Origin of the sequence: Kitasatospora sp. NPDC058032, from assembly GCF_042885845.1 — a bacterium.
GTDB lineage: Bacteria > Actinomycetota > Actinomycetes > Streptomycetales > Streptomycetaceae > Kitasatospora.
In genome coordinates this window covers 141,843-159,684 of record NZ_JBHVRK010000007.1, presented here as the reverse complement: position 1 = coordinate 159,684, position 17,842 = coordinate 141,843, and the positions used below count along the sequence as shown (strand labels likewise).

General features: G+C 73.1%; 16 protein-coding genes. 14 read left to right on the top strand and 2 right to left on the bottom strand.

The genetic code is table 11. The features are described 5' to 3' along the window. Positions 1–88: 88 nt before the first annotated feature. The 4 genes from ACFVUH_RS14190 to ACFVUH_RS14175 all read left to right on the top strand — a co-directional run bounded on the left by ACFVUH_RS14190 (position 89) and on the right by ACFVUH_RS14175 (position 4,323). Entirely contained in the window at positions 89–1,414 is a 1,326-nt protein-coding gene (locus ACFVUH_RS14190; protein ID WP_387913321.1) for a DUF6271 family protein, read from the top strand. After that, positions 1,411–1,905 (top strand): GNAT family N-acetyltransferase, encoded by a 495-nt coding sequence (locus ACFVUH_RS14185; protein ID WP_355363143.1) that lies wholly within the window; start codon positions 1,411–1,413, stop codon positions 1,903–1,905. The genes ACFVUH_RS14190 and ACFVUH_RS14185 overlap by 4 nt, the downstream gene beginning before the upstream one ends. 196 nt (positions 1,906–2,101) lie before the next feature. Next, complete coding sequence (gene gap / locus ACFVUH_RS14180; RefSeq protein ID WP_387913319.1) at positions 2,102–3,100, top strand: type I glyceraldehyde-3-phosphate dehydrogenase; 999 nt, start codon at positions 2,102–2,104, stop codon at positions 3,098–3,100. A gap of 197 nt (positions 3,101–3,297) precedes the next feature. Continuing rightward, positions 3,298–4,323, top strand: a complete 1,026-nt coding sequence (locus tag ACFVUH_RS14175; protein WP_387913318.1) for an LLM class flavin-dependent oxidoreductase — start codon at positions 3,298–3,300, stop codon at positions 4,321–4,323. A gap of 81 nt (positions 4,324–4,404) precedes the next feature. On the opposite strand, the gene ACFVUH_RS14170 is transcribed toward ACFVUH_RS14175, so the two are convergent. Together ACFVUH_RS14170 and ACFVUH_RS14165 are read right to left on the bottom strand one after the other, a co-directional pair. Then, complete coding sequence (locus tag ACFVUH_RS14170) at positions 4,405–5,856, bottom strand: MFS transporter (RefSeq protein ID WP_387913316.1); 1,452 nt, start codon at positions 5,854–5,856, stop codon at positions 4,405–4,407. Beyond that, positions 5,853–6,656 carry a glycerophosphodiester phosphodiesterase gene (locus ACFVUH_RS14165; protein WP_355363151.1) on the bottom strand — a complete coding sequence of 268 codons (804 nt, stop codon included), beginning with the start codon at positions 6,654–6,656 and terminating at the stop codon, positions 5,853–5,855. Before ACFVUH_RS14165 ends, ACFVUH_RS14170 begins: the two co-directional genes overlap by 4 nt. A 167-nt stretch (positions 6,657–6,823) precedes the next feature. On the opposite strand from ACFVUH_RS14165, the gene htpG reads away from it, so the two are divergent. The 10 genes from htpG to ACFVUH_RS14115 all read left to right on the top strand — a co-directional run bounded on the left by htpG (position 6,824) and on the right by ACFVUH_RS14115 (position 17,741). Further along, a complete protein-coding gene (gene htpG / locus ACFVUH_RS14160) occupies positions 6,824–8,740 on the top strand; it encodes a molecular chaperone HtpG (RefSeq protein ID WP_387913315.1) in 1,917 nt (638 codons plus the stop codon). 492 nt (positions 8,741–9,232) lie between these two features. After that, positions 9,233–10,930 carry a hydrogenase maturation protein gene (locus tag ACFVUH_RS14155; protein ID WP_387913313.1) on the top strand — a complete coding sequence of 566 codons (1,698 nt, stop codon included), beginning with the start codon at positions 9,233–9,235 and terminating at the stop codon, positions 10,928–10,930. Between the two features lie 132 nt (positions 10,931–11,062). Then, the gene (locus ACFVUH_RS14150) at positions 11,063–12,118 is read left to right on the top strand and encodes a hydrogenase expression protein HypE (protein WP_355363157.1); all 1,056 of its coding nucleotides are present in this window, start codon (positions 11,063–11,065) and stop codon (positions 12,116–12,118) included. 79 nt (positions 12,119–12,197) lie between these two features. After that, positions 12,198–13,982, top strand: coding sequence for a nickel-dependent hydrogenase large subunit (locus ACFVUH_RS14145; RefSeq protein ID WP_355363159.1), 1,785 nt, complete (start codon positions 12,198–12,200; stop codon positions 13,980–13,982). Then, positions 13,979–14,461: a thioredoxin gene (locus tag ACFVUH_RS14140; RefSeq protein WP_387913311.1), complete on the top strand. Its 483-nt coding sequence runs from the start codon at positions 13,979–13,981 to the stop codon at positions 14,459–14,461. Before ACFVUH_RS14145 ends, ACFVUH_RS14140 begins: the two co-directional genes overlap by 4 nt. Beyond that, positions 14,458–15,105 carry a DUF5947 family protein gene (locus tag ACFVUH_RS14135; RefSeq protein WP_387913310.1) on the top strand — a complete coding sequence of 216 codons (648 nt, stop codon included), beginning with the start codon at positions 14,458–14,460 and terminating at the stop codon, positions 15,103–15,105. Before ACFVUH_RS14140 ends, ACFVUH_RS14135 begins: the two co-directional genes overlap by 4 nt. After that, positions 15,102–15,746, top strand: coding sequence for a DUF6084 family protein (locus ACFVUH_RS14130; protein ID WP_355363165.1), 645 nt, complete (start codon positions 15,102–15,104; stop codon positions 15,744–15,746). Before ACFVUH_RS14135 ends, ACFVUH_RS14130 begins: the two co-directional genes overlap by 4 nt. Continuing rightward, positions 15,743–17,113: a hypothetical protein gene (locus ACFVUH_RS14125; RefSeq protein ID WP_387913309.1), complete on the top strand. Its 1,371-nt coding sequence runs from the start codon at positions 15,743–15,745 to the stop codon at positions 17,111–17,113. Before ACFVUH_RS14130 ends, ACFVUH_RS14125 begins: the two co-directional genes overlap by 4 nt. Continuing rightward, positions 17,110–17,643, top strand: a complete 534-nt coding sequence (locus ACFVUH_RS14120; RefSeq protein WP_387913307.1) for a hydrogenase maturation protease — start codon at positions 17,110–17,112, stop codon at positions 17,641–17,643. The genes ACFVUH_RS14125 and ACFVUH_RS14120 overlap by 4 nt, the downstream gene beginning before the upstream one ends. Next, positions 17,640–17,741, top strand: a complete 102-nt coding sequence (locus ACFVUH_RS14115) for a DUF6893 family small protein (RefSeq protein WP_387913305.1) — start codon at positions 17,640–17,642, stop codon at positions 17,739–17,741. Before ACFVUH_RS14120 ends, ACFVUH_RS14115 begins: the two co-directional genes overlap by 4 nt. The last annotated feature ends 101 nt before the right edge of the window (positions 17,742–17,842 follow it).

Sequence of the window (17,842 nt, the reverse complement as noted above, 5' to 3'; positions counted from 1 at the left end):
CGGTAGGAGTCGCCGTCCGGGACACAGTCACGATCTCGACTCCGCGCCCTCACGCCGCATTTGACGATCAGACGGAGAAGCGCGCACCATGCAAAGAGTCTGCCTCGCCCTGCCCACCATGCGTCCCTGTCCCGGCACCATCGTGGACCTCGCCGAGGAGGCGGCCTACGCCGTCGCGAACTTCGGGGTCGAGGTGCACCTCCTCATCCTCGACACCACCGACGCCGCCGGGGTCGCGAAGAACGCGGCGGCCGTGGCCTCCCTGCCCCTCACGCCGGGCGTGTTCGTCCACCACCTCAGCGAGGCGCAGCAGCGGGAGTTCTTCCGCCGGGTGGCCGAGCGCTCCGGTGCCGCCGACCCCGAGCTGCTGCTCGACATGATGCTCCCGCCGGCCGTCGCGTACGGCTCCTGCGTCAACCGGATCTTCCTGGGCGCCGCCGCCCTGGGCTGCACCTCGGCGCACCTGCGCAACGACGACGCCGACTTCCAGGTCCTCGACGGCCGGAAGATCTTCCCGATCCACCACGAGCTGCTCTCGATCGGCCGCCCGGCGGGCGAGGCGGCGGCCGATGTGACCCGCTCCGAACTCGACCCGGCCGACGCGGACATGCCGGTGCTGCTGGTCAGCGGCTCCTTCATGGGCGAACTCAACGTGGACATCGGCGAGATCCGCGAGCTGGACCCGGCCGTCTACCGCGACGTCGTGCGCCTGTGGACCCCGCCGGTGTGGCCGGACGAGGACCGCGACGCGATGGTGGACGTCTCCTTCAAGGGCACCGGCACCGAGCCGTTCACCGCCGACGAATCCGTCCTCGGCGCGCCCGACATCTGGAACGTCTTCATGTGCAACGTCGCCCTGGACCACCGGGCCTACGAGGTGCTGCCGCTGCTGCCCTCGATCAAGACCCTCGGCTGCGACTACGCCCTGCTGCACGCCCTGGTCCACGCCCGGATGCCCGCCGTCATCCACAACCGGCACATCGTCAACTACTACACGCCCGAGCGCCGCACCGGCGCCGGCTTCGTTCCCTACCAGATGGGGTTCGTGAAGCTGCTGCTCTCGATGCTGTACCTGTACCCGGTCTACGGCGGGATGATCGACCTCGGCCGCGGGCTGCTGGACGAGCGGCACGGGCTGAAGGTCGAGCCGATCCTCGACCTGGTCCGGGGCAGCGTCGACTGGGACCGGGCCGGGAACGAGCACTGCCTGGACGTCCTGGACCGCTCCTACCGCAAGCTGGGCGGCAAGTACGCCGAGCTCGCGGACGTGGTCGCCGGGCAGCGCGAGCAGCTCCTGGACGAGGCGCAGGAGGACGCCCGGCGCTGGGCGGTGCTGATCGAGGCCTGGGCGCCGATGGTGGCCGCCTCCCGCGCGGAGGGGCTCGGCGCCGCTTCGGAGGTCCCGGCCCGGTGATCGAGGACCTCCGGATCCGGCGGCTGACCGACGAGGACTGGGACGCCGTGGTCGCGCTGGAGCACGACGCCTACGCGGCCGACGGCCTGTCGGAGGGCCGGGAGGCGCTGCAGTCCCGTGCCGTCGGCTCGCCGGAGACCTGCTTCGTGCTGGAGCAGGACGGCACGGTCCGCGGCTACCTGCTGAGCCTGCCGTACCCGCCGCTGCGCTGCCCGGACCTCGCCGGCCCGGAGAGCGCGGCGTTCGAGTCGAGCAACCTGCACGTGCACGACCTGGTGATCGCCGAGGACCTGCGCGGCCGGGAGGTCGCGCTGGAGTTCATGCGGTACTTCCGGGCGCGGGCGCAGGAGCTGGGCTTCGAGCGGATCTCGATGGTCGCGGTGCGCGGGGCGGACATCCTGCTGCGCCTGCTCGGCTACCGCGCGCACCGCGAGGTGGCCGTCCCCGCCTCCTACGGGCGGCGTGCGGTCTACATGTCGATGCCGGTCTAGGGCCTGCTGGTGGCGGCTGCACCCCGGGTGCAGCCGCCCGTGGCGGGATCCTTGCGCTCGATGGCAAGGTGTCTGGCGGGATCCTTGCGCACCATGTCGATCCGGCCCCTGTCCGGGCTGTTCCGATTTTCGGATGATTGAACCGTCATCAAACGGACGGACACCCGGACCACCCGGCACGACCCAGGGAGCCCTCATGACCCGCATCGCCATCAACGGCTTCGGCCGCATCGGCCGCAACACCCTGCGCGCCCTGGTGGAGCGCCGCAGCGAGCTGGAGGTGGTCGCGATCAACGACCTGACCTCCGTCGACGCGCTCGCCCACCTGCTCCGCTTCGACAGCTCGCTCGGCCGCTTCCGCCGCCCGGTCGCGGTCGAGGGGAGCGAGCTGGTCGTCGACGGCCGCCGGATCAAGGTGCTCGCCGAGCGCGACCCCGCCGACCTGCCGTGGGCCGAGCTCGGTGTGGACCTCGTGCTGGAGGCCACCGGCCGGTTCACCTCCGCCGAGGCCGCCCGCGCCCACCTCAAGGCCGGTGCCCGGAAGGTCCTGGTGAGCGCCCCGTCCGACGGCGCGGACGTCACCCTGGCCTACGGCGTGAACACCGACGAGTACGACCCGGCCGAGCACGTGATCGTCTCGAACGCCTCCTGCACCACCAACGCGCTGGCCCCGCTGGCCGCCGTGCTGGACGAACTGGCCGGCATCGAGCACGGCTTCATGACCACCGTGCACGCCTACACCCAGGAGCAGAACCTCCAGGACGGCCCGCACCGCGACCAGCGCCGCGCCCGCGCCGCCGGCGTCAACATCGTGCCGACCACCACCGGCGCCGCCAAGGCGATCGGCCTGGTGCTGCCGAACCTCGACGGCAAGCTCTCCGGTGACTCGATCCGGGTGCCGGTCCCGGTCGGCTCGATCGTCGAGCTGAACACTACGGTCGAGCGCGAGGTCACCCGCGACGAGGTGCTCGCCGCCTACCGCGCCGCCGCCGACGGCCGGCTGAAGGGCATCCTCGACTACGCCGACGAGCCGCTGGTCTCCAGCGACATCACCGGCGAGCCCGCCTCCTCGATCTTCGACGCCGCCCTCACCCGGGTCGACGGCAAGCACGTCAAGGTGGTCGCCTGGTACGACAACGAGTGGGGCTTCTCCAACCGCGTCATCGACACCCTGGAGCTGCTCGCCCGGGGCTGACCCGCCCCGGCCCGCCCCGGCCCGCCCCGGCCCGCTCCGAGGACGCCGCCGGAACCGCTGCGGGAACGTGACACGTGTGTTGCGCCCCGTGGCGATCCTCCGGCGGCCCTTGAGCGGCCCCGATCGGTGTGTGACGGTGGACGGCACGCCCGTCCCGTCACCCGCCGGGCGGGCAGAGCCGAAGAAAGAGGACACCGGTGCCGACCCACGACCAGCCCTTGCGGAAACTGGGATTCCTGACCATCGGGCTGTTCGACCCGGCCGACCCGGCCCGCGGCCACGAGTCCACGCTGCAGCTCATCGAACTCGGCGAGCAACTGGGCTTCGACAGCGCCTGGGTGCGCCACCGTCACCTGCAGCACGGCATCTCCTCCCCGGTCGCCGTGCTCGCGGCGGCCACCCAGCGCACCCGGCGCATCCAGCTGGGCACGGCGGTCATCCCGGTCGGCTGGGAGAACCCGCTGCGACTGGCCGAGGACCTCGCCACCACCGACCTGCTCTCCGGCGGACGGCTCAACCCGGGCGTGAGCGTCGGCCGGCCCGGCCACTGGGAGCAGGTGGCCGGGGCGCTCTACCCGGACACCGCCGAGGCCGAGGACTTCGGCTACCGGCGGGTGAGCCGGCTGCTGGGCTTCCTGCGCGGCGAGCAGGCCACCGACTTCAGCGGGGTCGAGGGCATCGAGGTGTACTCGGACAAGGTCCAGCCGGTCTCGCCCGGCCTGGCGGACCGGCTCTGGTACGGCGGCGGGAGCCTGCGCTCCGCCCGCTGGGCCGGTGAGCAGGGGCTCGGCCTGCTCACCAGCAACGTGGTGCGGGCGGAGGAGTCGGAGGACTTCGCCGAGATCCAGCGCTCGCAGATCGTCGCCTTCCGCGCGCACCACCCGCTGGGCGCGCGGGCCCGGGTCTCGCAGGGCCTGGTGGTGATCCCCACCGACAGCGCCACCGCCGGTCAGCGGGCGCGCTACCAGGAGTACGCCCGCAACCGCACCGCCCGCACCGCGACCCCGCAGGGCCCGTCCCGGGTGATGTTCGCCCGCGACCTCGTCGGCAGCTCCGCCGAGATCGCCGAGCAGCTGTACGCCCACGCCGGGTTCCGGGAGGTGGACGAGGCGGTCTTCGCGCTGCCGTTCACCTTCGGCCACGAGGACTACGTGCAGATCCTCACCGACATCGCCACCGTCCTCGCCCCCGCCCTCGGCTGGAAGCCGGCCACCGGCGCCTGAGCCACCGCGCCCGGGCCACCGCGCCCGGGCCACCGCGCCCGGGCCACCGTGTCCGGCCACCGCGCCCGGGCCGGCGGGCGGTCAGAGGCGCTCGGGCACCGGGTTGCCGACGGCCTCGATCGCCCGCCGCACGGGCACCTTCAGCAGCACGGCGAAGCCGATCACGAAGAACACCAGCAGCGAGATGATCGCCGACCGGTAGCTGCCGGTGACCTGGTAGGCGAGGCCGAACACCAGCGGCCCCATCCAGCTGGTGCCGCGGTCGCTGACCTTGTAGAGGCTGAAGTACTCGGCCTCCTTGCCCGGCGGGATCAGGTGCGAGAACAGCGAGCGCGACAGCGCCTGGCTGCCGCCGAGCACCAGGCCGATCATGCAGGCCAGCGCGTAGAACCAGGCCGGCTGATGGGCCGGCATGAAGTAGCCGAGGGCGAGGGTGACCACCCAGCCGACCAGGGAGCCCAGGATGGTCCGCTTGGCGCCGTAGCGGTGGGCGATCCGGCCGAGCAGCAGCGCGCCGGCGATCGCCACGACCTGTACCAGCAGCACGGCGGTGACCAGTGAGGTCTGGTCCATGCCCAGTTCCTCGCTGCCGAACAGGGAGGCCTGCGAGACGACGGTCTGGATGCCGTCGTTGTAGCAGAGGAAGGCGGCCAGGTAGAGCAGGGTGAGCGGGTGGCGCCGCATGCCGCGCAGAGTCCGGCCGAGCTCCCGCAGGCTGCCGGCGGCGGGCTCGGTCCCGGGCTCGGTCCCGGGCTCGGTCCCGGGCTTGGTCTCGGCCTCGGTAGCGGCCCCGGTCCCGGCCTCCACGGCCTTCGGCGCGTGTCCGGGGAGCACCCCGGCCCGGGACGGCAGCCGGAGCATCGGCACGATGGTGAACAGCGCCCACCACAGGCCCGCCGAGGCCAGGCAGATCCGCACCGCGGTGCCCTCGGAGAGCCCGAAGGCCTCGTGCCCCTGGAACAGCGCCAGGTTGGCGATCAGCAGCAGCCCGCCGCCCGCGTACCCGTACGCCCAGCCCTTGGAGGACACCGCGTCGCGCTCGTCGGGCGAGGCCAGGCCCGGCAGGTAGGCGTAGGAGAGCGCGACCGACACCGCGTAGGCGAGGTTGGCGACGACCAGCAGCGCGCCGCCGAGCAGGTAGCGGTCGCCGTCGAGGAAGAACATGCCCATCGTGGCGGCGGCGCCGAGGTACGCGAAGGCGCCCATCAGCTCCTTGTGCCGCCCGGTCCGGTCGGCGACCGTCCCGGCCAGCAGCATGGCGCCGACCGACAGCAGCACGGAGAAGGAGACCGTGTAGGGGAAGAAGGAGCCGGCCCGGATCGCCAGGCCGAAGGGGTGCACGTCGCCGTTGGCGTCGGCGGCCTCCTTGGCGACCGAGGTCAGGTACGGCCCGAGGAACACCGTCAGGACGGTGGCGGAGAAGGCCGCGTTGGCCCAGTCGTTGATGTACCAGCCGACCTGTATGCGGCGCAGTGCGCGGCCGTCGTCGGTGGCGGTCGCCGGGGGCTCCGGCCGGTGGGTCGTGGTGGTCATGGTGTTCCAATCCCCGTGCTGGAGCCGTCGCCGCCGGGGGTCCAGCGGCCGCGCTCGCGGAGGACGTCGCGCAGGACGTCGATGCGATCGGCCATGATGCCATCCACCCCCAGGTCGAGCAGAGAGCGGATGCGTGTGGCGTCGTCCACGGTCCAGACGTGAACCTGCAGGCCCAGGCGGTGCGCGGCGCGTACGAAGGCCCGGTCGACCACCCGCACGCCCCGGTGCCGCTCGGGCACCTGTGCGCAGACGCCGGCCCACGGCGCCCCGTCGCCGCGCAGCAGCGGCCCGGCCAGTGAGCGCAGCCGCAGCCGGGCGACCTCGCGCGGGCCGAGCGAGGTGGCCAGCCGGGGCCCGGCGGCGGCGCGGACGGCGGCGAGCCGGGCGTCGGAGAAGCCGCCGACGCAGACCCGGTCCCAGGCGGAGGTCCGGCGGACGGCCTCGACCAGCGGTCCGACGGCCGGCATCGCCTTGACGTCGATGTTGAAGCGGGCGTCGGGGAAGGCGTCGAGCAGGTCCTCCAGCAGCGGGACCGGCTCGGTGCCGCCGATCCGGGCCTGGCGGACGGTGTGCCAGGGCAGTTCGGCGACCGCCCCGGTGCGGTCGGTGACCCGGTCGAGCCGGTGGTCGTGGAAGGCCACCAGCACGCCGTCGGAGGTGGCGTGCACATCCGTCTCCAGGTACCGGTACCCGAGGGCGACGGCGGCCTCGAAGGCGGCGAGCGAGTTCTCCGGACGGCCGAGGTCGCCGCCCCGGTGGGCGAAGGCGAGCGGCCCCGGGTGGTCGAGGAAGGGATGCATGTGGTGCTCCGTGCGCTGTGCTGCCTGGTGCGTGACATTGTTACACCTACTGTCAAGCTGTAACGCCCGCCGGGGCCGCCGGGCCGCCTATCATGCCGGTGCGGCAGGGCCGGCCCGGCGCCTGCCGCGTCCGTCGCTCACGTACCGCCCGAGAGAGGAGCCCCTGAGTGGGTAGCACTGTCGAGACGCTGGAATTCCAGGCCGAGACGCGTCAGTTGCTCCGGTTGGTGATCCACTCGATCTACTCGAACAAGGACATCTTCCTGCGCGAGTTGATCTCCAACGCCTCCGACGCCTTGGACAAGCTGCGGCTGGAGTCACTGATCGATTCCGGCCTCGACGCCGACACCTCCGACCTCCACATCACCCTGGAGGTGGACCCGCAGGCCCGGACGCTGACCGTCCGCGACAACGGCATCGGCATGAGCCGCGACGACCTCGTGGAACTGATCGGCACGATCGCCAAGTCCGGCACGGCCGGCCTGCTGGAGAAGATCAAGGAGACCGACGACGCCGCCGCGGCGCAGAGCCTGATCGGCCAGTTCGGCGTCGGCTTCTACTCGGCGTTCATGGTCGCCGACCGGGTCACCCTGACCACCCGCCGTGCGGGCGGCGAGGCCGGCACCCGGTGGGAGTCCGACGGCGAGGGCACCTACGAGGTCCAGGCCGTCGACGGCCTGCCCGTGGGCACCTCGGTCACCCTGCACCTCAAGCCCGCCGACGGCGAGGACGGGCTGGCCGACTACCTGGCCGAGTGGAAGATCCGCCAGATCGTCAAGCAGTACTCCGACTTCATCCGCTGGCCGATCCGGATGGCGAGCGAGCACACCGACGCCGAGGGCGCCACCACCCGGCAGGTCGACACCCTCAACTCGATGAAGGCGCTCTGGGCCCGGCCGCGCAGTGAGGTCACCGAGGCCGAGTACACCGAGTTCTACCAGCAGATCAGCCACGACTGGCTCCCCCCGGCCGAGACCGTCCACATGCGCGCCGAGGGCACCTTCGAGTACGAGGCACTGCTGTTCATCCCCGCGCAGGCGCCGTTCGACCTGTTCTCCCGCGACGCCAAGCGCGGCGTGCAGCTGTACGTCAAGCGGGTGTTCATCATGGACGACTGCGAAGCGCTGATGCCCGACTACCTGCGCTTCGTCAAGGGCGTCGTGGACGCCCACGACCTGTCGCTGAACATCTCCCGCGAGATCCTCCAGCACGACCGCCAGATCCGCGGCGTGCGCCGGCGTCTGGTGAAGAAGGTGCTCGGCGCGCTGAAGGACGTCCAGGCCAAGGACGCCGAGCGCTACGCCAAGCTCTGGGAGCAGTTCGGCCGGGTGCTCAAGGAGGGCCTGATCGAGGACGCCGACAGCACCGAGGCCCTGCTGGAGCTGGTGTCGGCCACCTCCACCCACGACCCGGAGCGCTCCACCACCCTGCGCGAGTACGTCGGGCGGATGAAGGACGGCCAGGAGGCGATCTACTACCTGACCGGCGAGGACCGGGCCACGGTGGAGAACTCCCCGCACATGGAGGCCTTCGCCGCCAAGGGCTACGAGGTGCTGATCCTCACCGACCCGGTCGACGAGGTCTGGGTCGAGCGGGTGCCGGGCTTCGACGGCCACCGCCTGCAGTCCATCGCCAAGGGGCAGGTCGACCTCGACGAGCCGGCCGACGGCGACGAGCAGGCCGGGGCCGAGAAGGCCCGGCGCGAGCAGGAGTTCGCCGCCCTGCTGCCGTGGCTGACGGAGGCGCTGTCCGGCCAGGTGAAGGAGGTCCGGCTCTCCTCGCGGCTGACCACCTCGGCGGCCTGTGTCGTCGGCGACGCCCAGGACATGACGCCGACCCTGGAGAAGATGTACCGCGCGATGGGGCAGGAACTGCCCCCGGTCAAGCGGATCCTGGAGCTCAACCCCACCCACCCGCTGATCGTCGCGCTGCGTACGGCGCACGAGGCGAACCCCGGGGACCAGGCCCTGGCGGAGGTCGCCGAACTGGTCCACGGCGGCGCGCTGCTCGCCGAGGGCGGCGACCTGCCCGACCCGGCGCGCTTCACCCGGCTGCTCACCGACCGGCTGGCCCGCGGCCTCTGACCGCACCCGCCCTCACCCCTTTGGCCCGTCCGACGACCCGGCCGCACCCCGCGGCCGGGTCGTCGGACGGGCCGTCATCCCTCCTGCGTCACCTCGTCAATGGGTGACGAAAAGAAGGCCCTGCCGGGCCGGGGCGGTCGGACGCCGATCGATCCGGACGGGGCGGTCCTCGCCCGGTGCCCGGAGGGCTCGAGGGCGGGCTTCCGGGCGGCTTCGGTGCAGCCCGGCCGGAGCGGTCTTCTTCCGCGCGCGGTAGGCCGCGGCCTTGATCCTGTTGCCGCAGGACCGGCCCCGGGTACGACCCGGACGGCCCCTTCAGGTTCTGCAACCGCCTGACCGTCGACTTCGGTCTGTAGCGGCCGGCACGTCTCCGGTACCGCCCGCCGGTCCGCCCGCCGCCCGGGTGACCCGGCGGAGCGGCGCGGCCGGGTGCCCCGGGGGCCGGGGAGATGATCGCCGGGTTCACGGGTGCCCACGCCGCCGGAGGCGCACATGCGGATCCTGCTCGTCGCGAGCGCGTACAACAGCCTCACCCAGCGGGTCCACGCCGCGCTGCGGGACCTGCGCCACCCGGTGGAGGTCCACCTGGCCGGGGACGACGGGGCGCTGCGGGCGGTGGTGCGGCGCCACGCCCCGGACCTGGTGGTCGCGCCGATGCTCACGACGGCGCTGCCCCGCGACGTCTGGTCCGCCGTCACCTGCCTGATCGTGCACCCCGGCCCGCCCGGCGACCGGGGCCCGTCCGCCCTCGACTGGGCGATCCACGAGGGGGCCGCCGAGTGGGGCGTGACGGTGCTGCAGGCCGACGAGGTGATGGACGCCGGCCCGGTCTGGGCCTCGGAGCCCTGCCCGCTGCCGCCCGTCGCCAAGAGCGACCTGTACCGGGGCGAGGTGGCCGACGCCGCCGTCGAGGCGGTGCTGCGCGCCGTACGGCGGTTCGCCTCCGGCACCCACACCCCCCGCCCGCAGAGCGGCCCCGACTGGCGGGTGCCCGACCGCACCCGGCCCTACCTGCGCCAGGAGGTGCGGCGGATCGACTGGGCGCACGACACCACCGACACCGTGCTGCGCAAGCTCCGCGCCGCCGACTCCCGGCCCGGCGTGCTGGACGAACTGCTCGGCGCCGAGTGGTACCTGCACGGCGGCCACCCGGAGCGGGCGCTGCGCGGGCGCCCCGGCGAGCCGCTGGCCACCCGGGCCGGCGCGCTGTGCCGGGCGACCGCCGACGGCGCGGTGTGGATCCCCGAGCTGCGCCGGCGCCGCACCCCGGGCGGGCCCGCCACCTTCAAGCTGCCCGCCGTCACCGCCCTCGCCGCGGCCGGGCCCGGCCGGCCGGCCCTGCCCCGGCTGCCGGAGCTGCCCGCGCCGCTGATGCCCGCCGAGGACGACCCGGTCTGGTCCGACATCCGCTACACCGAGCGGGGACCGGTCGGCCTGCTGCGGTTCTCCTTCCCCGGCGGCGCGATGAGCACCGCGCACTGCCGCCGCCTGCTCGACGCCTACCGCTTCGCGCTCACCCGGCCGACCGCGGTGCTGGTGCTCGGCGGGGGCCGCGACTTCTTCTCCAACGGCATCCACCTGAACGTGATCGAGGCGGCCGCCGACCCCGCGGCCGAGTCCTGGGCCAACATCAACGCCATCGACGACCTGGTCGAGGCGGTCCTCACCACCACCGACCGCCTGGTGGTCGCCGCCCTCGGCGGGAACGCGGCGGCCGGCGGGGTGATGCTGGCACTGGCCGCCGACGAGGTGTGGTGCCGCCGGGGCGCCGTGCTCAACCCGCACTACCGGCTGATGGGCCTGCACGGCTCGGAGTACTGGACCTACACCCTGCCGCGCCGGGTGGGCGCGGCGCAGGCCCGCCGGCTCACCGAACGGGCGCAGCCGGTGACCAGCGCCGCCGCCCTGCGGATCGGGCTGGTCGACCGCGTCCTCGCCTGCACCCCGCAGGAGTTCGGGCCCGAGGCCGCCCGCCTGGCGCGGCTGACCGCCGCCTCGCCGACCGTGCACGGCCGGATCGCCGCCAAGAAGGCCGCCCGCGAGGCCGACGAGCGCATGCGGCCGCTCGCCGACCACCGTACGGCGGAACTGGCCGTGATGCACCGCCAGTTCTTCGACCCCGAGGCGCCGTACCACGCGCTGCGCGCCGCCTTCGTGCGGAAACTGCCCGCTCCCGCCGCCACGGCGTGACCCGGACGGCCCACCCGGATTGCGGCCGTCCGGCTGCTCCGCCCGGCTGCGTGGACCGGCGGGCCGGGCCGGGGGCTGTTATGACGGTTGTGAGCCACTTCGTCCGGCTCCCAGTTCCGAGGAGGCATCCTCATGGGTGCTGCAGCAACGAGCGCCACCGACACCGGCGTGGTGCACATTCTCTGGATCAACGCGGGCCTCAGCTGCGACGGCGACTCGGTCGCGCTGACCGCCGCCATGCAGCCGAGCATCGAGGAGATCGTCACCGGCGCCCTGCCGGGTCTGCCGAAGGTCGCCGTGCACTGGCCGCTGATCGACTTCGAGTGCGGCCCGGTGCAGGGCGCCGACAACTTCGTCGAGTGGTTCTTCAAGGCGGACCGCGGCGAGCTCGACCCGTTCGTCCTGGTCGTCGAGGGTTCCATCCCGAACGAGCAGATCAAGGAGGAGGGCTACTGGTGCGGTTTCGGCGACGATCCGGCCACCGGCCAGCCGATCACCACCAGTGAGTGGCTGGACCGGCTCGCCCCCAAGGCCACCGCCGTGGTCGCCATCGGCACCTGCGCCACCTACGGCGGCATCCACGCCATGGAGGGCAACCCGACCGGCGCCATGGGCGTGCCGGACTACCTCGGATGGGAGTGGAAGTCCAAGGCGGGCCTGCCGATCGTCTGCGTGCCCGGCTGTCCCATCCAGCCCGACAACTTCGCCGAGACCCTGACCTACCTGCTCTACCAGCTGGCCGGCTCCGCGCCGATGATCCCGCTGGACGACAAGCTGCGGCCCACCTGGCTGTTCGGCGCCACCGTGCACGAGGGCTGCGACCGCGGCGGCTACTACGAGCAGGGCCAGTTCGCCACCGAGTACGGCCGGCCGGAGTGCCTGGTGCGGCTCGGCTGCTGGGGGCCGGTCGTCAAGTGCAACGTCCCCAAGCGCGGCTGGATCAACGGCGTCGGCGGCTGCCCGAACGTCGGCGGCATCTGCATCGCCTGCACGATGCCCGGCTTCCCCGACAAGTTCATGCCGTTCATGGACCCGCCGCCCGGCTCGACGGTGTCCACCCGGGCCAGCCGGACCTACGGCTCGGTGATCCGCCGGTTGCGCGGGATCACCCTCGACACGCTCGACAAGGAACCCAGGTGGCGCCACAAGGGGCGCACCCTGACCACCGGCTACCGCCCGCCGCGGTGACCGGACGGGCCGCCGCGCCGTGTGCGCGGCGGCCCCGCCGTCCATCCCCTCCCGCCTCCAGAAGGGCACGACAGACACGATGACGACGACGAGCAGGGCGGCCGGGGACGGCAGCGGCCTGGTGGAGATGTCCTGGGACCCGATCACCCGGATCGTGGGCAGCCTGGGCATCCACACGAAGATCGACTTCAAGCAGAAGAGGGTCGCGGAGTGTTACAGCACCTCCTCGGTCTTCCGCGGCTACAGCGTCTTCATGCGGGGCAAGGACCCGCGCGACGCGCACTTCATCACCAGCCGGATCTGCGGCATCTGCGGCGACAACCACGCCACCTGTTCGGTCTACGCCCAGAACATGGCGTACGGCGTCAAGCCCCCGCACCTCGGTGAGTGGATCATCAACCTCGGCGAGGCCGCCGAGTACATGTTCGACCACAACATCTTCCAGGAGAACCTGGTCGGGGTCGACTACTGCGAGAAGATGGTCCGCGAGACCAACCCGGGCGTGCTGGAGCTCGCCGAGCGCACCGAGGCCCCGCACGCCGGCGACCACGGCTACCGCACCATCGCCGACATCATGCGCTCGCTCAACCCCATCGAGGGCGAGTTCTACCGCGAGGCGCTCCAGGTCAGCCGCTACACCCGGGAGATGTTCTGCCTGATGGAGGGCCGCCATGTGCACCCCTCCACGCTCTACCCGGGCGGCGTCGGCACGGTGGCCACCGTCCAGCTGTTCACCGACTACCTGACCCGGCTGATGCGCTACGTGGAGTTCATGAAGAAGGTCGTGCCGCTGCACGACGACCTCTTCGACTTCTTCTACGAGGCCCTGCCCGGCTACGAGGAGGTCGGCCGGCGGCGCGTCCTGCTCGGCTGCTGGGGCAGCCTCAACGACCCCGACCACTGCGACTTCACCTACCGCAACATGACCGACTGGGGCCGGCGGATGTTCGTCACCCCCGGTGTCGTGGTCGACGGCAAGCTGGTCACCAACGACCTCACCCGGATCAACCTCGGCATCCGCATCCTGCTCGGCAGCTCCTACTACCAGGACTGGCAGGGCGAGGAGCTCTTCGTCACCCACGACCCGCTCGGCAACCCGGTCGACCCCCGCCACCCCTGGAACCAGCACACCATCCCCGCCCCGCAGAAGCGCGACTTCGACGACAAGTACAGCTGGGTGATGTCCCCGCGCTGGTTCGACGGCACCGAGCACCTCGCCCTGGACACCGGCGGCGGCCCGATCGCCCGCCTGTGGTCCACCGCGCTCTCCGGGCTGGTCGACATCGGCTACGTCAAGGCCACCGGGCACAGCGTGAAGATCAACCTGCCGCGCTCGATGACCAAGCCGGAGACCACCTTCGAGTGGAAGATCCCGCAGTGGAGCAACGCCATCGAGCGCAACCGCGCCCGCACCTACTTCCAGGCCTACGCGGCCGCCTGCGCCCTGCACTTCGCGGAGAAGGCGCTGGACGAGGTCCGGGCCGGGCGCAGCCAGACCTGGGAGCGCTTCGAGGTGCCCGACGAGTCCATCGGCTGCGGCTTCACCGAGGCCGTGCGCGGCGTCCTGTCGCACCACCTGGTGATCCGTGACGGCAAGATCGCCAACTACCACCCGTACCCGCCCACCCCGTGGAACGCCAGCGTGCGCGACAGCTACGGCACGCCCGGGCCCTACGAGGACGCGGTGCAGAACACGCCGATCTTCGAGGAGAACCCGCCGGAGAACTTCAAGGGCATCGACATCATGCGGGCCGTCCGCAGCTTCGACCCCTGTCTGCCCTGCGGCGTGCACATGTACGTCGGCGGCGGCCGGACCGTGCAGCAGCTGCACGTGCCCACCGGCCTGAGCGGGCTCACCGCATGACGGCGGAACAGACCGGGCAACGCGTCCAGGAGGCCCTGGACCGGCTGGAGGGGCTCGACGGGGACGGCGCCGGCCGGCAGGCCGGCGAACAACTGGCGCGCGACCTCATGGACTTCTACCACGACGGCCTCGCCCGGATCGTCGCCGCACTGCCCGGGCCCGCCCTCGCCGCGCTGCTGGACGACCCGGCGGTCGCCGGACTGCTCGTCCTGCACGAACTGCACCCCGAGGACACCGGGGCCCGGATCGCCCGGGCGCTGGCCGCGCTGCCCGAACCCGTCGAGCTGGTCGGCTTCGACCCCGCCACCGGCACCGTCCGGCTGCGCCGCACCCGCGGCGGCTGCGGCTGCTCCGAGGAGGACGTCGAGGCCGTGCTCGCCTGCCACGCGCCCGAGGTGACCAGCACGGTGTTCGAACGCGCGCCGCAGCTCCTGCAGATCGGCACCCGCCCGGACACCTCGGCGGGGGCCGCCCGGTGAGCACCCGCCGACTCGCCCGCCCCGGCACCGCCCTGCTGCACCGGCTGCGCGAGCCCGCACCGCCGCAGGCCGAGCGCTGCGCCTTCTGCGGCCAGGGCGTCCCCCCGTCGCACCGGCACCTGGTGGACACCGAGGAACAGACCCTCACCTGCGTCTGCACCGCCTGCGGACTGCTGTTCCGCCGGCCCGGCGCGGCCGGCGGACGCTACCGGCACGTCCCCGACCGCCACCTCGCCGAGACCGGCCACCGGATCGACGAGCAGGCCTGGGCCTCCCTCGGCATCCCGGTCGGCACCGCCTTCCTGTTCCGCAACTCCCGCCAGGACCGGCTCGTCCTGCTCTACCCCGGCCCCGGCGGCGCCACCGAGAGCGAACCCGACGAGGCCGCCTGGCGGAGCGCCCTCGGCGGCAGCCGGCTCGCCGCCGCCCTGGAACCCGACGTGGAGGCGCTGCTGCTGCGCCGCACCGACACCGGGATCCACTGCCTGCTGGTGCCGATCGACACCTGCTACGAACTGGTCGGCCGGCTGCGGCGCTGCTGGAAGGGGTTCGACGGCGGGGCCGAGGCGAGGGCCGAGCTCGACGCCTTCTTCGCCCGGCTCGCGGGCCGGGCCCGGCCGCTGGGAGAGGACGGACCCCGATGACCCCGCTCGCCTTCTCCTGCACCGCCGTCCGGGCCGCCGAGCACGCCGCCGGGCCGACCCTGCTCTTCCGGCTGCGGATCACCGCCCCGCCCGAGACCCGGGTGCACGCCCTGGCCCTCCGTTGCCAGCTGCGCATCGAACCCGCCCGGCGCGGCTACGACGAGGCGCAGGCCGGGCGGCTCACCGACCTGTTCGGCGAACGCGCGCGCTGGGGCACCACCCTCAACCCGGTCGAGTTCGCCCAGGTGCCGCTGATGGTCCCCGGCTTCACCGGCTGGACCGAACTCGACCTGCCCGTCCCCTGCAGCTACGACCAGGACGTCGCCGCCGCCCGCTACCTGCGGGCCCTGGGCGACGGCGAGGTCCCGCTGCTGCTGCTGTTCTCCGGCACCGCCTTCGCCGGACCCGGCGGATTCCAGGTCTCCCCGGTGCCCTGGGACCGGGAGGCCACCGTGCGGATGCCGGTTCGGGTGTGGCGCGAGGCGATCGACCGGCACTTCCCGGGTTGCGGCTGGCTGCGGCTGCCCGAGGACGTGATGGACGCGCTGCTCGCCTACCGCTCGCGCCGCGCCCTGCCGACCTGGGAGGCCACCGTGCGTGAACTGCTGGCCGGCGCCGAGGTCGGGGAGGCGGCCCGGTGACCGCCCCCGCCACCGCCTTCACCCCCGAGGTCGAGGCCAGGTTCGCCCAGGCCCGGCAGATCGCCGACGCCGTCCTGTTCGAGGGCTACGTGCTCTACCCCTACCGGGCCTCGGCGGCCAAGAACCGGCTGCGCTGGCAGTTCGGCGTCCTCGTCCCGCCGGGCTACGGAGCGGACCGCGGCGAGCACTTCCACCAGCGCACCGAATGCCTCATGGAACCGCGCCCCGGCGACCGGCTGGCCGTCGAACTGCGCTTCCTGCGGGCGCGGCGGCGCACCGTCGAGCGGGCCACCCGCGGCGGCTACGAGGAGGTCGAGGAGCTGGAGCTCGCCGACCGGGTCCTGGTGCCGTGGGACGAGGGCGTCGAGGACCGCGTCGAACTCGTCGTCGGGGTGGAGGAGTTGGCCGGCGAGGTGGTCCGGCCCTTCCATCTCCCGGCCGGCCGGGAAGTGGAACGGCTGCGCGCGGACGGCGCCACCGTCGGCCGGCTGCTGCGCCGCTGGGAGCGGACCGACGGCCTGCTGCGGCTGACCGCCCGGGACGTCCCCGGACCGTACGGGGTGCGACTGCTGACCGCCGTGGTGGAGAACACCACCGACTGGGCGCCGCGGCCCGAGGACGGGCGGGACGCGGCACTGGCACGCTCGCTGGTCTCGGCGCACCTGCTGCTGGGGCTCGACCACGGCTCCTTCCTGTCGCCGACCGACCCGCCCGAATGGGCCCGGGCGGCCGTGGCGTCGTGCCGCAACGAGCACACCTGGCCGGTGCTGGCCGGCCCGCCCGGCCGCGACCGGGTGGTGCTCTCCTCGCCGATCATCCTGGAGGACCACCCGGCCATCGCCCCCGAGAGCCCCGGCGCCCTCTACGACGCCACCGAGATCGACGAGATCCTCGCGCTGCGCACCGCCGCCCTGACGGACCGCGAGAAGCGGGAGGCCCGGGGCACCGACGACCGGGCCGGCGCGGTGATCGACCTCGCCGACTCGATGCCGCCCGAGGTGCTGGAGCGGCTGCACGGCGCCGTGCGCGGCCTGCGCGCGATCACCGGCAACGCTCCCGACCGGCCCTGGTGGGACCCGGGCGACGACCCCGAGGTGGACCCGGACCGGGACAAGGTCCTGGTCGACGGCCGCGAGGTCGGCGCCGGCAGCCGCGTCCTGCTGCGGCCCGGACGGCGGCGCACCGACGCCCAGGACCTCTTCCTGGACGGCCGGACCGCCCTGGTGGAGGCCGTGCTGCACGACGTCGACGGCTCGGTGCACCTGGCGGTCACCCTGGAGGACGACCCCGGCGCCGACCTGTGGCGGGCCCAGGGCCGCTTCCGCTACTTCCAGCCCGACGAGATCACCCCGCTGGAGGCGCCGTGACGGAGGGAAGGGCGGAGGGAAAGGCGGCAGGGGGAAAGGTGCTGGTCGCCGGGGTCGGCAACATCTTCCTCGGCGACGACGGCTTCGGCGTGGAGACCGTGCGGCGGCTGCGCGAGCACCCGCTGCCGCCCGACGTCGAACTGCTCGACGTCGGCGTGCGCGGGGTCCACCTGGCCTACCAGCTCCTGGACGGCTACCGGATGCTGGTGCTCGTCGACGCCACCGCCCGCGGCGGCGAGCCGGGCACGGTCTACCTCATCGAGGCGGACGCCGGACCGGTGGAGGCGCCCGTGCTGGACGGGCACCGGATGGGCCCGGACGCCGTGCTCGCGCTGCTCGGCACGCTGGCCGCCGGGACGGGCGGCTCCCCGCCCGCCCGGGTCCTCGTGGTGGGGTGCGAGCCGCGGTCGCTGGAGGAGGGGATCGGACTGAGCGCACCGGTGGCCGCCGCCGTCGAGGAGGCGGTCCGGCTGGTCCTGCGGACCGTCGGTGCCCGGGAACTGGCCAAGAGAGAGGTTTCACCGTCATGAGGAAGCTGCTGTGCCTGGCCGTACTGGCCGCCGTCGTGGCGCTGGTCGTGCAGAACCTGGACGACCTGAAGCGCTATCTGCGCATCCGCCGGATGTGAGCGGGGTGTTGGTGCGTCCGGTGTAGTCCCGGGCGCGGCGGCGGCGCGGCTTCGGGCCGCTGCCGCCGCCGCGGCCTGTAATGAGGCCTGTTGCCTCCCAC

Coding starts and splice junctions, on each gene's coding strand:
- ACFVUH_RS14130 (WP_355363165.1), top strand. CDS start 15,102: ATGACCCCGCTCGCCTTCTCCTGCACCGCCGTCCGGGCCGCCGAGCAC.
- ACFVUH_RS14150 (WP_355363157.1), top strand. CDS start 11,063: ATGGGTGCTGCAGCAACGAGCGCCACCGACACCGGCGTGGTGCACATT.
- ACFVUH_RS14140 (WP_387913311.1), top strand. CDS start 13,979: ATGACGGCGGAACAGACCGGGCAACGCGTCCAGGAGGCCCTGGACCGG.
- ACFVUH_RS14170 (WP_387913316.1), bottom strand. CDS start 5,856: ATGACCACCACGACCCACCGGCCGGAGCCCCCGGCGACCGCCACCGAC.
- ACFVUH_RS14145 (WP_355363159.1), top strand. CDS start 12,198: ATGACGACGACGAGCAGGGCGGCCGGGGACGGCAGCGGCCTGGTGGAG.
- ACFVUH_RS14115 (WP_387913305.1), top strand. CDS start 17,640: ATGAGGAAGCTGCTGTGCCTGGCCGTACTGGCCGCCGTCGTGGCGCTG.
- ACFVUH_RS14155 (WP_387913313.1), top strand. CDS start 9,233: ATGCGGATCCTGCTCGTCGCGAGCGCGTACAACAGCCTCACCCAGCGG.
- ACFVUH_RS14165 (WP_355363151.1), bottom strand. CDS start 6,656: ATGCATCCCTTCCTCGACCACCCGGGGCCGCTCGCCTTCGCCCACCGG.
- ACFVUH_RS14190 (WP_387913321.1), top strand. CDS start 89: ATGCAAAGAGTCTGCCTCGCCCTGCCCACCATGCGTCCCTGTCCCGGC.
- gap (WP_387913319.1), top strand. CDS start 2,102: ATGACCCGCATCGCCATCAACGGCTTCGGCCGCATCGGCCGCAACACC.